The sequence below is a fragment of the Bacillus sp. FSL W8-1141 genome (assembly GCF_038593205.1).
GTDB lineage: Bacteria > Bacillota > Bacilli > Bacillales > Bacillaceae > Bacillus > Bacillus altitudinis.
The window spans coordinates 1,388,243-1,403,143 of sequence record NZ_CP151973.1 but is presented as its reverse complement, the minus strand read 5'-3'; the positions used below and the strand labels follow the sequence as shown (position 1 = coordinate 1,403,143).

General features: G+C 40.8%; 14 protein-coding genes. 4 read left to right on the top strand and 10 right to left on the bottom strand.

Going from position 1 to position 14,901, the window contains the following annotated elements; genetic code table 11:
* Positions 1–63: 63 nt before the first annotated feature.
* From ade to NSQ52_RS07095, 5 genes are all read right to left on the bottom strand, one after another.
* The gene (ade, locus tag NSQ52_RS07115) at positions 64–1,794 is read right to left on the bottom strand and encodes an adenine deaminase (RefSeq protein ID WP_259254152.1); all 1,731 of its coding nucleotides are present in this window, start codon (positions 1,792–1,794) and stop codon (positions 64–66) included.
* 263 nt (positions 1,795–2,057) lie between these two features.
* Positions 2,058–2,726, bottom strand: coding sequence for a TrkA family potassium uptake protein (locus NSQ52_RS07110; protein ID WP_008345123.1), 669 nt, complete (start codon positions 2,724–2,726; stop codon positions 2,058–2,060).
* A 37-nt stretch (positions 2,727–2,763) separates the two neighbouring features.
* Positions 2,764–3,606, bottom strand: coding sequence for a gamma-glutamylcyclotransferase family protein (locus NSQ52_RS07105; protein WP_144678854.1), 843 nt, complete (start codon positions 3,604–3,606; stop codon positions 2,764–2,766).
* A gap of 27 nt (positions 3,607–3,633) precedes the next feature.
* Positions 3,634–4,923, bottom strand: a complete 1,290-nt coding sequence (locus tag NSQ52_RS07100) for an ATP-binding protein (protein WP_024719547.1) — start codon at positions 4,921–4,923, stop codon at positions 3,634–3,636.
* Positions 4,924–5,067: 144 nt separating this feature from the next.
* Positions 5,068–5,346 carry an AbrB/MazE/SpoVT family DNA-binding domain-containing protein gene (locus tag NSQ52_RS07095; RefSeq protein ID WP_017359400.1) on the bottom strand — a complete coding sequence of 93 codons (279 nt, stop codon included), beginning with the start codon at positions 5,344–5,346 and terminating at the stop codon, positions 5,068–5,070.
* Positions 5,347–5,622: 276 nt separating this feature from the next.
* On the opposite strand from NSQ52_RS07095, the gene mreBH reads away from it, so the two are divergent.
* The 3 genes from mreBH (at position 5,623) to NSQ52_RS07080 (ending at position 8,176) form a co-directional block, all read left to right on the top strand.
* The gene (gene mreBH / locus NSQ52_RS07090) at positions 5,623–6,630 is read left to right on the top strand and encodes a rod-share determining protein MreBH (RefSeq protein WP_017359401.1); all 1,008 of its coding nucleotides are present in this window, start codon (positions 5,623–5,625) and stop codon (positions 6,628–6,630) included.
* A gap of 74 nt (positions 6,631–6,704) precedes the next feature.
* Entirely contained in the window at positions 6,705–6,836 is a 132-nt protein-coding gene (locus tag NSQ52_RS07085) for a protein YkpC (protein ID WP_003210922.1), read from the top strand.
* Between the two features lie 107 nt (positions 6,837–6,943).
* Positions 6,944–8,176 carry an aminopeptidase gene (locus NSQ52_RS07080; RefSeq protein WP_008345134.1) on the top strand — a complete coding sequence of 411 codons (1,233 nt, stop codon included), beginning with the start codon at positions 6,944–6,946 and terminating at the stop codon, positions 8,174–8,176.
* Positions 8,177–8,216: 40 nt separating this feature from the next.
* Here the strand turns inward: NSQ52_RS07080 and NSQ52_RS07075 are convergent, their stop codons facing one another.
* On the bottom strand, positions 8,217–9,836 hold the full coding sequence (locus tag NSQ52_RS07075; RefSeq protein ID WP_007498620.1) for an ATP-binding cassette domain-containing protein: 1,620 nt from the start codon (positions 9,834–9,836) through the stop codon (positions 8,217–8,219).
* Positions 9,837–9,980: 144 nt separating this feature from the next.
* Between NSQ52_RS07075 and NSQ52_RS07070 the strand changes: the two genes are divergently transcribed.
* On the top strand, positions 9,981–10,256 hold the full coding sequence (locus NSQ52_RS07070) for a hypothetical protein (RefSeq protein ID WP_024719551.1): 276 nt from the start codon (positions 9,981–9,983) through the stop codon (positions 10,254–10,256).
* A gap of 63 nt (positions 10,257–10,319) precedes the next feature.
* Here NSQ52_RS07070 and lepB read toward each other — a convergent pair whose 3' ends face one another.
* The 4 genes from lepB to NSQ52_RS07050 all read right to left on the bottom strand — a co-directional run bounded on the left by lepB (position 10,320) and on the right by NSQ52_RS07050 (position 14,672).
* Positions 10,320–10,892 (bottom strand): signal peptidase I, encoded by a 573-nt coding sequence (gene lepB, locus NSQ52_RS07065; RefSeq protein ID WP_235701813.1) that lies wholly within the window; start codon positions 10,890–10,892, stop codon positions 10,320–10,322.
* A 210-nt stretch (positions 10,893–11,102) separates the two neighbouring features.
* Entirely contained in the window at positions 11,103–12,995 is a 1,893-nt protein-coding gene (locus NSQ52_RS07060; protein WP_342474025.1) for a fructose-specific PTS transporter subunit EIIC, read from the bottom strand.
* Positions 12,996–13,008: 13 nt separating this feature from the next.
* Positions 13,009–13,920 carry a 1-phosphofructokinase gene (gene pfkB, locus NSQ52_RS07055; RefSeq protein ID WP_342474024.1) on the bottom strand — a complete coding sequence of 304 codons (912 nt, stop codon included), beginning with the start codon at positions 13,918–13,920 and terminating at the stop codon, positions 13,009–13,011.
* Positions 13,917–14,672 carry a DeoR/GlpR family DNA-binding transcription regulator gene (locus tag NSQ52_RS07050; RefSeq protein WP_024719553.1) on the bottom strand — a complete coding sequence of 252 codons (756 nt, stop codon included), beginning with the start codon at positions 14,670–14,672 and terminating at the stop codon, positions 13,917–13,919. Before NSQ52_RS07050 ends, pfkB begins: the two co-directional genes overlap by 4 nt.
* Between the last annotated feature and the right edge of the window lie 229 nt (positions 14,673–14,901).

Sequence of the window (14,901 nt, the reverse complement as noted above, 5' to 3'; positions counted from 1 at the left end):
CTTTTTTATGCGTAATAAAAAAACCCGCATATCTGTACGATACGTGCGGGTTCAGTCATTGTTTTACGATTGAATCGGGAGATGCTGAAAACTTCTCACATCAAACAATCCTTGTGTTGTCATTTTCACATCAGGAATGACTGGCAGTGCCAAGAAGGATAATGTCAAAAACGGATTAAAGTCTAAGGCAAAGCCTGTTTCCTTTAAAGCATCATGGAGTGCATGAAGGCTTTCATTGACCGTATGTGCAGGTTGATCTGATAATAAACCGGAAATCGGTAATGGAAGCGTATGAAGAACTTCTCCGTCTTTTACAACGGTCAAACCGCCCCCTGCTTCTTTTAACGTCTCAATGGCTTTGATCATATCAGCATCATTTGTTCCAACAGCAATTAAGTTATGCGAGTCATGGGCAACTGTTGTTGCAATCGCCCCCTCTTTTAAGCCGAAACCGCTGACGACCCCTATCCCAATTTCAGATAGACCTTTATGGCGTTCGACAAGTACTATTTTTAATACATCTCGATCAATATCACTCGTAAATTGTCCATCGCTTCCAGAAGGAGATATTTGTTCTAATTTCGTTTCAAGCTGATTCGGTATAATGCGAATGACATTCATCTTTTGGTGATCTGTTATAGGCAGCGTTAGATCTTTCTCTTGAACGTCCACTGCATGTACCGATTGCATGAGCGAAGAATTTGGCGTGATCTTGTCGACACTTGGCAAATATTCTCCATGTTCAGAGACCAATTCTCCTGCGATAAAGACGCTTGTAATTCCTACCTCATGTAAGTCAGAAATGAGCATAAAGTCCGCGTCAAAGCCTGGTGCAATTGCTCCCTTTGTTTTGAGACCGAAGCACTCCGCTGCGTTTAAACTTCCCATTTGATATGCTAAAAAGGGGTCCAATCCTTCTTGTATCGACATCCGTACTTGTTCATCAATACTTCCTTGAGCCATTAAATCATCTAAATGTTTATCATCCGTACAAAAGAAAAAGCGTCTCGCATTCTTCTCATTGACAGCAGGCAATACGTTTTTCACGTTTTTAGCAACAGAGCCTTCTCTCAGCATGACATACATGCCTCTTTTGACACGTTCAAGGGCCTCTTGAGCTGTTGTCACCTCATGATCCGTTTGGACATTAGCTGTTCGGTACACATTAATTAATCGGTCCGTTAATCCTGCTAGATGGCCATCAATGAGTTTATGTTCATGTTGAGCATCAAGCAGTTTTTGAAGCATATCTTCTTCCGCTTGTTCCACCGCGACATAATCCATCACTTCGGCAAGACCAAGCACTTCTTTCTCCTGATAAAGAGGCTTTAAATCTTTTGCTTTTAGTGTAGCACCTGATCGTTCAAAGCTGACTGCCGGTACACAGGATGGCAGCATGAAATATATATTTAGAGCAGCTTTTCTCGCTTCTTCGAGCATAAAACGGATACCTGCAACACCGGATACATTGGCAATTTCATGCGGGTCTGTTACAACAGTTGTCACACCGTGAGGAACGACAGCTTTGGAAAATTCAGCAGGAGTCACCATCGAGGATTCGATATGAACGTGGCCGTCAATGAAACCGGGAACAAGCATTTGACCTGTTGCATCCAGCTCCTGTTCTCCTTCATACTCCCCAATTCCTACTATTTTTCCATTTTCAACAGCGACATCAGCGTCTATCCATTCCTGGTTAAACACGTCCATAACCTTCGCATGTTTAATCACTAGGGCTGCTTTTTTTCTCTTTGCAGCTACCTCAATTTGATGTCTGAAAAGCTCCTTATCCAACGACACTGCCTCCTCCGAGTAAACAATATAATGTTTCTTATCGTAAACGAATCTGTTTGCCCAGTCAATGACATTTAGAGAAAATCAACCATATCAAAAGATTGATTTTTATTTCTGAATAGTGATAATTGGCTGAAAAATAACCATGTTCTATTTTGCTGTTCTTTTAGAAAGTAAACGGCTCTTTTCCACTTTGTGCTCTCCCACAATGTCCGCCCAATATGTACACTTCTAAAGCAAAAAAACACCCCTTCTCGGAGTGTTTAATAGTCGTTCTGCATTTCCCGTTTTTCAAAGCGCCCGATATCTGCCACTGCCCCAATGACAATGAGGATATCTTCTTTTTGAATCATTTCATCTGCGAGCGGTGAAACGATCACTTCTTTCCCGCGTTTAATTGCCACGATATTGATCCCGTACCTTGCACGAATGTCGAGATCTAACAAAGAGTGCCCAGCAAGTCTGCTGTTGGCGACGATTTCAATGAGGCTGTACTCATCTGACAGCTCTAAATAATCAAGCACGTTGTTAGAAATAATTTTATGTGCAATCCGTCTGCCCATGTCTCGTTCAGGATGGACAATACGGTCCGCACCAATTTTATTCAAAACCTTTTCATGGTAGTCATTTTGAGCTTTCACTGTGACCATTTTGACACCAAGCTCTTTCAGCATAATCGTTGTTAAAATACTCGCCTGAATGTTTTCACCTATCGCCACGATCACATGATCAAAATTGCGGATGCCTAGGTTTTTTAGGACAGATTCGTCCGTCGAATCACCAATCACGGCATGTGATGCAATTTTAGCATATTCGTTCACACGATCTTCATTCATATCCATGGCCATGACTTCAAGTCCTTCTTCGCTTAGCGCCTTGCAGATACTTCCGCCGAAGCGTCCAAGACCAATGACTGCATATTCCTTTTTCATGTTCAGACTCCTTTTATATCACTTACCATGCATTTTACTACGGTTTCATTAATGAATCCATATGCGACCGTATTTTTTTACGGAACGCTTCACTTAAGTAAAGGTCTGCTCCTTTTTCGATTTCACTGCGATAATGACCAGGAGGCGCAATTTCTTCGCTCTTTTTTAAAACGAGAAACGTCAAGCAGTCCTCATACACTTGATCACCTACTGTGACATCGACAAATGCTGGACGATAAGTCCCTTCATTTACACCTTCTCGTTTGTACAAATAACGAATGGCATCAAAAGGTACTTCATATAGAACACCCTCTGTTTCTCCGCCGTCTTCTACCAAATCTGCTCTTGATCCATCAGGGCGCACCAATGTAAACCTTGTGGTAAAACGATCAAGTGTGCCGCCGCCGATGATTTGTTTGAAATAATGTTCCACTTTCGCAAGCTTAAACCTTGCATCATCCATACAGGACCCATAGGCAAAATAATAGAAGGAAGACGGTTTGCGCTCCCATAGTTGATATGACTTCCAGCAGCCGCTTTCAATCTCCTTTAGACTCGATGCCTTCTGCTTACATATTGTATAAGCAACGGCTGACCTTGGCCCCTGGTCTGTCATAACCTCTATTTCCTGCTGGTCATACCCTTCCTCTAGCTCATCTATCTTATGCAGCGTTTCATCACTGACCTCATACAATTCACCATATACTGTGTTTTGTTCCGAGACAACACACACAGGGTAACCCTCACCTGTATCGTACAGTCTCCCTTTTATCCAAGCAGATGCTGCTAATGGACTGCTTTCTTTCATCAATGTCTCGTGATACTTTTCGTGCTTTAAAAGTGTCCCATACACAAATAACGTCTTTGTCTCCTTCGTCATCACACATCACATCCTCTCACCTTGCTACTATCTGCTTTTTTGATACACAGGTAAGTAAATATCAAAAGCCGTCCCTTTGCTGAGCTCGCTCTTTACATCCATTCTTCCATGGTGATCTTTTAAGATCGTCGCACAGATCGTTAAACCAAGTCCTGTACCTTCTTTTTTAGTCGAAAAGAAAGGATCATATATTTTCAGAATGTCCTCTTCGGACATTCCTTTTCCTTCATCTTGAATCGTGATTTTCCATTCATTCATCACTTTTTCTGTTGATATGTATATACTGCCGCCTTCAGGCATCGCCTCGATCGCATTTTTGATTAAGTTAATGAACAGTTGCTTCATTTGATTGGCGTCTGCTAATATCGTGCCAGCATCCTGCTTTTTAAATGGCTGTTTGAGATCAATATTTGAAAGAACGGCATTGGTCTTTAATAACGTAATCACCTGCTCTAGCAAATCATGGAGCTGTACTTCTTGAAATTGAACCGATTGAGGTTTTGCTAAGACAAGCAGCTCACTTAAAACAAAATCAATGCGTTTAATTTCAGAAAAGATGATATCAAAATAATCGGTTCTTTCAGGATATTGCGTTTTCATCAGCTGCAAAAATCCATTGACTGAGGTGAGCGGATTTCTGACTTCATGGGCAATGCCAGCAGCTATTTGTCCTGCAACAGCCAGCTTTTGTGCCTGCATTTGTAATTGCTGATTTGATCTTTCAAGTTCAAGCTTTGCCTGCTTTTGTTTCGTGATATCTGCAACCGTTCCAATACCTCCAGTAAACTGGTGCTGTTCATCGAAATAAAGCTTATAATGCACATCTCCCCATACCTTTTTTCCTTCTTTATGGAGAAGCTGCAGCTCCACCCGCCCCTCATCCTTATGCTCTTTGATCACAGACAACAAATGCTGAACGACATGCTCTTCTTGATCAAAGTACTGATTATACATCGTACCTAGACACTCCTCTATGTCGTAACCCGTCATTTGTTTCCATGCTTGATTTAAAAAAATGATTTCACCTTTTTCATTGGTTTCAAAGACGATTTCTTGCAAGTTATCTGTTATTCGATTCAGCCGCTCTGTCAGTTCGTGTGCTTCTTTTTCTCGTTTATTTAAATCTGATACAAGCAAATTCAACCGGTCCACATAGCCTGAGATGCTCCAAATACCGGCCAAAACAACGACTGTAAAGGCTAGATCGAGCGGCCAATTAATGTGATAGCCGCTAAGATAATAAAAGAAATCCCAGCTCAAAATTAATATAAATGCAAGAACGGATAACAGGATCCGTACTTGATATGTTTTGTTCAAATAATTCCACCTGCCGCCCTGAGATTCTTTGTCAATTGTACCATTTTCCACTTATTTTTTGAGGGAGATGCGGCATTTTTAAGGAACTTTTTTAGAAAAAATAGCCTGCTCTCAGCACAATGGGAGAGAACAGGCTATTTTTATTTACTGCTGAAGGGCTTCTTGAAGCTCTTTTAGCAGTAGTTCTGCGCCTTCAGCGCTTAATGTAATTTGACCATTTCCATACTCGTGGTTCTCAGAAGTAATCTCACCAGTCATCAGGCAGACGCCCTCTGGCTGATATTTTTTCAAGACGATTTTATCTCCATCTATAAAAAATTCCATACTGTCTTTAATAGCGATATCAAGTGCTCTTCTCAATTCGATTGGCATCACAATACGCCCTAGTTCATCTACTTTTCTTACAACTCCGATAGATTTCAATTTCGTTCCCTCTTTCTTTCATTAGCTCAAGATCAATCTGTTTTTCACCAATTGATATATCGTAGACGTAAGAGATTCTTAAAAGGTTTCTCCTGCATAAAAATTTTTTTCAAAATCGAAAAACCAAAGGGAAAATTTATTGTGATTGTCAAAATGAGACTTGAATTTTACAGATTCATTTCAAGGTGATCACAAACCCCCACAAATGACCTCAACCCTCTGAACTTTTAAATGTAAAATTGTTTAAAACAGCAAAAATAGAGATTGGGTGAAAACATGTTTCAAAATGCCGAAATTGGAATTGATTTAGGAACAGCTAACATATTGGTTTACAGTAAAAATAAAGGAATTATTCTCAATGAACCATCCGTTGTGGCAGTAGATACGGAAACAAAAACTGTCCTTGCAGTGGGGTCAGAAGCAAAAGAGATGATTGGGAAAACACCTGGAAAAATTGTAGCGATCCGTCCGATGAAAGATGGTGTCATCGCTGATTATGATATGACAACCGATTTACTCAAACAAATTATGAAAAAAGCAGGAAAAAATATTGGGTTTACCTTTAGAAAGCCGACTGTGGTTGTTTGTACACCATCAGGTTCAACAGCTGTCGAACGCCGCGCGATCAGCGATGCTGTCAAAAATTGTGGGGCAAAGCATGTGCATTTAATTGAAGAACCCGTCGCAGCTGCAATCGGTGCTGATCTCCCGGTGGACGAGCCTGTTGCCAACGTCGTTGTAGATATTGGCGGAGGAACGACAGAGGTAGCGATCATTTCATTTGGCGGAGTTGTCTCTTGCCACTCGATCCGAATTGGCGGAGATCAACTGGATGAAGATATCATTACTTTTGTGAGAAAGAAATACAATTTACTGATCGGTGAACGGACAGCTGAGCAGGTAAAAATGGAAATTGGTTATGGACTCATTGAACACGAACCTGAGTCATTAGAAGTTCGTGGACGCGACCTTGTCACAGGTCTTCCAAAAACAATTACACTTGAATCAACAGAAATTCAAGGTGCTATGCGAGAATCACTTCTTCATATTTTAGAGGCGATTCGGGCTACATTAGAAGACAGCCCTCCAGAACTGAGTGGTGATATCGTAGATCGTGGCGTCATTCTAACTGGCGGTGGTGCACTATTAAACGGCATTCAAGAATGGCTCTCTCAAGAAATTGTCGTCCCAGTTCATATCGCAGCAAATCCTCTTGAATCTGTCGCAATTGGAACAGGTCGTTCATTAGAAGTAATCGACAAATTGCAAAAAACATTAAAATAATCTTCATGTTCTACTTCTTTTTTCTTCATTTCGATCATATCGTGATGAATGGATAAACGTGAAGGAGGAAGAACATGTTGCTTGATTTAGGTAAACGGGTCGTTGTCACAGTCATTTTAACCGGTATTATTTTAGGAGGAATGAGCCTGTCGTTTTCACATATGCCCCCTTCTAATGCACAGCCTGTGAAACAACTGAACCGCTAAAAAAGCCGCACGAAAGCGGCTTTTTTATTTTGCTTCGGGACGGCTCCCCATTTTCCTTTTCGGTCTTAAATCTGATATGATGAACATGACTAAAGGAGGGTTTTTTTATGAGTTCATTTGAAAAACAACTAGATCAATATGCAAAAACCATCGTTGAAGTAGGTGTAAATGTTCAAAGTGGTCAAGAAGTGGTCGTATCTGCGTTCACTGAATCTGTAGACCTTGTCCGCCTTGTGGCAAAACACGCATATGAGCGTGGAGCGAAAAACGTACATATCCGCTGGAGTGATGGTGTTCTGACCCGTTTAAAATATGAACATGCCCCACAAGATGTGTTTGAGCAATTTCCAGAATGGGAAGCACAGATGATGGAAACCATCGCAAAACGTGGCGGTGCTTTTATTACGATCTTGTCAGAAAGCCCTGATCTTCTAAGTGGCATTGACTCGAAAAAAATTGCTTCACAGCAAAAAGCTGCAGGTTCAGCACTTCATACATATCGTCAATACGTTCAATCTGACAAAGTTGCATGGACAGTCGTCGGGGCTGCATCAAAAGATTGGGCGAAAAAGATTTTCCCTGAGCATGCAGATGAAGAAGCTGTTGCATTATTATGGGATCAAATCTTTAAAGTCGCCCGCGCTGATCAGCCAGATCCTGTTGAAGCGTGGAAAAAGCATGATGAATCACTAAATGAAAAAGTAAAAGTATTAAATGAACGTCACTACCACAAGCTGCACTATGAAGCACCAGGTACAGATTTAACGATTGAACTTCCAGAGCAGCATATTTGGGTAGGTGCTGGCAGCGTGAGTGAACGCGGCGTATCATTCATGGCCAATATGCCGACAGAAGAGGTCTTTACCGTACCTAAAAAAGATGGTGTAAACGGAACTGTCTCTAGCACTAAGCCACTTAGTTATGCAGGAAACATTATCGATGAATTTACGTTAACCTTTGAAAATGGGCGTATTGTAGATGTGAAAGCAAAAGAGGGCGAAGACATTTTAACCTCTCTCGTTGAAACAGATGAAGGCTCACATTATCTAGGTGAGGTTGCCCTTGTACCAGATGATTCACCAATTTCTAACTCAAATATCCTCTATTACAATACACTTTACGATGAAAATGCATCCAATCACCTTGCCATCGGCAGCGGTTATGCATTTAATATCGAAGGCGGTAAAGAGATGAAACGAGAGGAATTAGACGCAGCTGGTGTGAACAGCAGTATTACACACGTCGATTTCATGATTGGTTCAAAGGAAATGAATATTGATGGAATCACAAAAGATGGTAAACGTGAACCGATTTTCCGAAATGGAAATTGGGCTTTTTAAAGAAAAAAGACATCCTCATGTGGATGTCTTTTCTTTATGTTTATGCATACAGCTCTTGTAGTCTTTTTTGAATCTCTTGATCTGATAAGAACTCATCATAAGTTGTTTGTTTATCAACGATGCCATTTGGCGTCACTTCGATAATCCGGTTTGCAACTGTTTCAACAAACTGATGGTCATGAGACGAGAAGAGCATAGCCCCTTTAAAGCTCATTAGACCGTTATTCAGCGCTGTGATGGACTCTAGGTCTAAATGGTTCGTCGGCTCGTCTAACAGCAAAATATTCGCTCCAGACAGCATCATTTTTGATAACATACAACGAACCTTTTCTCCACCTGATAAGACGCTTGCTTTTTTCTTCACTTCTTCCCCAGAGAAAAGCATACGGCCTAAGAAACCACGCAGGAAGCTTTCACTTTGATCATTAGGTGAATATTGACGAAGCCAATCAACAAGATCTAAATCGCTTCCTTCAAAATATTCGCTGTTGTCTTTAGGGAAAAAGGCTTGAGATGTTGTCACGCCCCATTTAAACGTCCCGCTGTCTGGCTCCATTTCACCAGCAAGGATTTTAAATAAAGTAGAGACAGCAAGCTCATTACGGCTTAAGAACGCAATTTTATCCTCACGATTCATAATAAAGCTGACGTTATCCAGTACTTTTACACCGTCAATCGTTTTTGATAGACCTTCTACTTGAAGGACGTCATTTCCGATTTCACGCTCTGGCGCAAAATGAACATAAGGATATTTACGAGAAGATGGTTTAATGTCATCTAGCGAAATCTTATCAAGCAATTTCTTTCTTGATGTCGCTTGCTTCGATTTAGATGCGTTCGCACTGAACCGAGCAACGAATTCTTGAAGCTGCTTAATTTGTTCTTCTTTTTTCTTGTTGGCATCCTGGCTGAGTTTTAATGCCAGCTGGCTTGATTCATACCAGAAATCATAGTTTCCGACATACACTTGAATTTTTCCAAAGTCAAGGTCTGCAATATGCGTACATACTTTGTTTAAGAAATGACGGTCATGCGATACGACGATGACGGTATTCTCAAAGTTAATGAGGAACTCTTCCAGCCACTGGATCGCTTGTAAGTCCAAGTGGTTCGTTGGCTCATCGAGAAGGAGAACGTCAGGTTTACCGAATAAAGCTTGTGCTAACAATACTTTTACCTTTTCAGATCCGCCAAGCTCAGACATTTTCTTCGATTGTAGGCTCTCTGGAATGCCAAGACCTTTTAATAGGATCGCAGCTTCACTTTCCGCTTCCCATCCGTTTAACTCAGCAAACTCACCTTCAAGCTCTGCTGCACGAATCCCGTCTTCATCTGAGAAATCAGGTTTCATATAAATCGCATCTTTTTCCTGCATCACATCATATAGACGTTTGTGACCCATGATGACGACTTTTAACACTTCAAACTCTTCGTATTCAAAGTGGTTCTGTTTTAAAATCGCTAAACGTTCACCAGGACTCATATGAACATCGCCCGTTTGAGCTTCAATTTCTCCAGAAAGAATCTTTAAGAACGTTGATTTACCAGCTCCATTGGCACCAATTAGTCCGTAGCAGTTGCCAGGAGTGAACTTAATATTTACTTCTTCAAATAATTTACGATCGGCAAATCGCAAACTAACATTATTCACTGCAATCATTTATTAATCCTCCATCACTCATTCATCAATATGAAGTATAACATGAATAACGATTGATAGAAACGTCTCTCGCTAAGAACAAAGGCTTTTTGTCCAATATGGTATAATAAGTGGGAATGTTTTTGTTGAAGGAGTTCGGGCGATTTGAGATTACTCACACTCATGGAATACTGTTTATTGATTTTCTTTATGGGCATTTATTTATCAGCGACTGGCTTTAATGCAAGAGACTTTGGCCTTTATATTGGACTTGTCCTCATTTACACACTGGTCCATATCTTTTCAAAACGGTTTTTACAAAAGCGCGGAAAAGACAATGTGAAAATTGGATTATTCCGTTCTGTTGTGGCGATTACCGGGTCCGTTTTCGCTTCTGTTTTGGCCATTGTCATCATTGTCACGATGCTCACACCAAATTAAAAACGACCCTACATGAAGGGTCGTCCATTCAAGCACCTTTCTTACGCAATGAGAAAGGTGTGTTTATTGTGTTTGTCGAATATCGCCAAATGGGAAGAAAACAAATTCTGATGTGCCGACAATCCGATCCTTTTCAATGAGTCCGAGTCCATTTCGACTGTCCATGGAATTCAGTCTGTTGTCACCCATAACAAAGTAATCGTTTTTCGGTACTTTCACTGGACCAAAATCTCCTGTTAAATGTACCTCATACTCTTTGGCATGCGCCTTGTTCTCTTTTAAATAAGGCTCATCTACTTTTTTACCATTAATGTAAAGCGTATCATCCTTCATTTCAATCGTGTCGCCTGGAAGGCCGATCAATCGTTTGACATAATGAATTTTCTGACCGTCTTTTCCATTAATAATCACGATGTCACCACGTTTGACTCCACCGAGATAGTTGATGGTTTTGTTAACAAACAGCTTTTCTCCATCATGAAGGGTTGGTTCCATTGACTCTCCTTCCACCACATACGGCTCAAAAATAAACGTACGGATGATGAGGACGAGGGCAAGTGCAATTAAAATGGCTTTGATCCATTCAAACAGAGAACTTTTCTTCTCTGTTTTGGCTTGTTTCCCATCAGATTGAATGTCATTTTCGTTTTGTTTGTTTTCTTCGTTCAAAATACTGCTTCCTCCTAAGACTTTCTGCTAAAAGACTTGAAACGCGAATTGAATAACTTTACTTTATCACATGTCATTTAAAAATTCACAAGACAACCATTCATTTAGATATTTTTTCCCAATTTGCTGATGATTAAACAAAAAGAAGCACCGCTCTTCACGATGCTTCTTTTCAAATTAAGCTTCTTGTCGGACTGGTTTTTTTAGAATTCCGAGAAGTAGCGCTGTAACAATGGCACCGATTAAGATGCTGATGATGTAAAGAACTGGATGGTTTGTTACCCAGAAAACGAATAGTCCGCCGTGCGGTGCAGGAAGCGTCACTCTAAAGAATTCTGTTAATCCACCTGCAACTGCTGCACCAATCACAGCTGAAGGAATGACGCGCAGAGGATCTGCCGCTGCAAACGGGATCGCCCCTTCCGTAATGAACGCAGCTCCCATGAAGTAGCATGTAATACCTGCTTCGCGGTCACGTTTAGAGAATTTGTTTCTAAAGATCGTTGTCGCTAGGGCAATTCCTAGAGGCGGCACCATTCCACCTGCCATAATCGCAGCATGCGGTGCATAGTTGCCAGCAGCAATCATCGCAAGACCAAATGTGTAGGCCGCTTTGTTAATCGGACCACCCATATCAATGGCCATCATACCAGCTAAAATAATCCCCATTAATACAAGGTTTCCAGTACCAAGTGATTCAAGCCAGTGTGTTAATCCGTCCATGACCATTTTAACAGGTGTGTTGACGATGTAATGCATGATAATCCCTGTAAAGAAAATACCGAACAATGGATAGAGCAGAACTGGTTTAATACCATCGAGCGACTGTGGTACAAAAGTGAATACTTTTTTGAGTAGCACCACGATGTAACCAGCAAGGAAACCAGCAATCAATCCGCCTAAGAATCCAGCACCTGCTGCTGAGGCCATGAATCCGCCAACCATACCTGGTGCGAAACCTGGACGATCTGCAATACTCATTGCGATAAATCCAGCTAATACAGCAACGATTAAGGCAAGTGCATTATCTCCGCCAATTCCTTTTAATACAGCTGCAAATGAATTGAAAGAAGGATCTTTAGGGTCAGCTGAGTTAATTCCCCAGAAGAATGAAATCGCAACGAGGATACCGCCCCCAACAACAAACGGAAGCATGTTGCTTACACCGCTCATTAAGTGCTTATAGAATCCACTTCTTCCCTTACCTGACGGTTCATTTTCATCTTTTGAAGAACTGCCGCCTGAACCTTTATAAATCGGCGCATCTTGATTGATGGCTTTTTCGATCAATTCTTGCGGACGGCGAATTCCAGCTGTCACAGGTACTTCAATGACATGTTTGCCTTTAAAGCGTTCCATTTCCACTTGTTTATCAGCTGCCACAATAATAGCTGGCGCTTCTTCAATTTCTTTTGCTGTCAGGGCATGTTTAATTCCACTAGAACCGTTTGTCTCAACTTTAATGTCAACGCCCATTTCTTTTGCTTTTTCTTTCAAAGCATCTGCGGCCATAAATGTATGCGCGATGCCTGTTGGACAAGCTGTCACCGCTAAAATTTTAGCAGGTTTTCCCGGTGCAGCCGGTTCCTCTTTGACTTCCTCTTCTTCTTCATCGTCTTTATCATGTGTATTGATAATTTCAATGATTTCATCTTCAGTAGCCGCTTCAAGAAGTTGCTTTCGGATCTCTTCACGCATGAGAAGTGTGGATAAACGAGAAAGTGCTTCTAAATGCGTGTTGTTTGCGCCTTCAGTTGCTGCAATCATAAAGACAAGATGACTTGGCTGTCCGTCTAATGATTCATAATCTACACCAGCTGTTGAACGACCAAATGCAATAGCAGGTTCTTTCACACTTGCTGTTTTCGCATGAGGAATCGCAATTCCTTCTCCGATTCCCGTAGAGCTTTGTTTTTCACGATTAACAACAGCTGCTTTGTAGCCTTCTTTATCATTTAATTTACCAGCTGTATCTAATACAGTGACCAGTTCTTCAATAACGGCTTCTTTTTGCTGGCTGTCTAATTGAAGCTTAATCGTATGCTTCGTGAGTAGTTCTGTAATTTTCATGATGACTCCTCCTTTAAATGCGTGTGACTTTTACTTGTGGCAATAATGTATCGACAAGCTCTTTTGTTCCAAGTTCCTCAGAAAATGCTGTAGCACTTCCTGATGTGACGCCAAGCTTAAATGATTCTTCTATGGAAAGGCCTTTAGAAACGCCAGCTAAGAATCCTGCAACGACTGAATCACCTGCACCAACTGAGTTGATCAGCTTGCCTTTTGGAACATTAGATTGAAAGATCCCTTCCTTACTGAATAAGAGAGCGCCGTCTCCAGCCATAGATACAATGACATGTTCAGCACCTTGTTCCAACAGCTTTTTCCCATAAGGAATGGCTTCTTCTGCAGATGAAATACTGGTTTCAAACATTTCACCTAACTCATGATGGTTTGGTTTCATTAAGAATGGTTTCAGATCTGCTGCTTTTTTTAAGGCTTCTCCAGAAATATCAAGTACTACTCTTACCCCTTGCTTCGCACATACTTCAGCAATGCGCTCATATGTGTTATGAGGCAGCGAAGAAGGAATGCTGCCTGCTAATACAACGACATCGCCTTCTGTTAATGAAGTGAATTGGGATAAAAACGAATCGAACTGTGCTTCAGTAATACTTGGACCGAGCCCATTGATTTCCGTTTCTTCGCCTGTTTTTAGTTTCACATTGATACGTGTATCTTCTGACACCTCATGAAAGGCTGTTTGTAATTGTTCGTTTTGTAAAAAGTCTTGAATATATTTGCCTGTAAAACCGCCAATGAATCCAAGTGCTTTTGATTCAACACCGTGCCGTTTTAAAAGCCTTGAGACATTGATTCCTTTACCACCTGGATATTTTTTGTCATAGATTGAACGATTTAAACCGCCGACCGCAAAATCCTCCACGTGTACGATGTAATCAACTGATGGGTTTAAAGTAACTGTATAAATCATGTTTTCACTACCTTTATAACCGTTTTTTCATGGTAATTATCGAATGAATCCTCTTTTGCGTCGTTTGTGATAATGGTGGCTTCCTGTAAACTAGCAAAGGTTGAAAACGATATTTCGCCAAACTTTGAGGCATCTGTTAAAATGTAGGTTTTTTTCGCCTGCTTTATAGCTCTTTTTTTAATGAGCGCTTCTTCTGGATCAGGTGTTGTAAACCCTGCCTCGGGATGAATGCCGTTCGTCCCAACAAAGCTTTTGTCAAAACGGTAATTTTCCATAGCTGTCAAAGCTGCGGCTCCCACCATGGCTCCTGTTCGATGTTTCACTGATCCGCCTATCAGGTAAAAAGAAATGCCTTTTCTCATGAGTGCTTCAATGTGCATGACACCATTTGTCACCACCACGATATCTTGATCTGGATCGATAAAGTCAATCATTTGCTGTGTTGTCGTACCAGCATCTAAGTAAATACAATCGCCTTGTTTTAAAAGTGATGCAGCTGCCTCTGCAATCAATGACTTTTCATGAAGGTTTTTGGCAGATTTCTCAAACACATCTGGCTCAAGACGAATACTAGATATTTTAGCAGCTCCTCCATGAACTCTTTTAAGAAAACCTTTTTCTTCGAGGGCTGACAAATCTCTTCTAATTGTAGATTCAGACGCATCCGTCATAATCGTTAAGTCCTGTATTTTGATGACATCGTTTTCTTCTAAATAGTCGATAATGAGTTGATGTCTTTCTGGTGTTAGCATTGAAAACACCCCCTTTTGAAAACGTATTCATTTTGCGCGCACCTTTATTGTAATCGCTTTTTTCAACATTATCAATACAAAACAATCAAATACATTCAATAACTATCAAAATCTTTCACAATGGTCATCTTACCTTTATATGTACCATTTGTAAACTGAAAAATATGTGACATTGAGAAGAAAGTCATGATATTAGCATTTCTATCATTTTTCATTTCATTCAATTGAA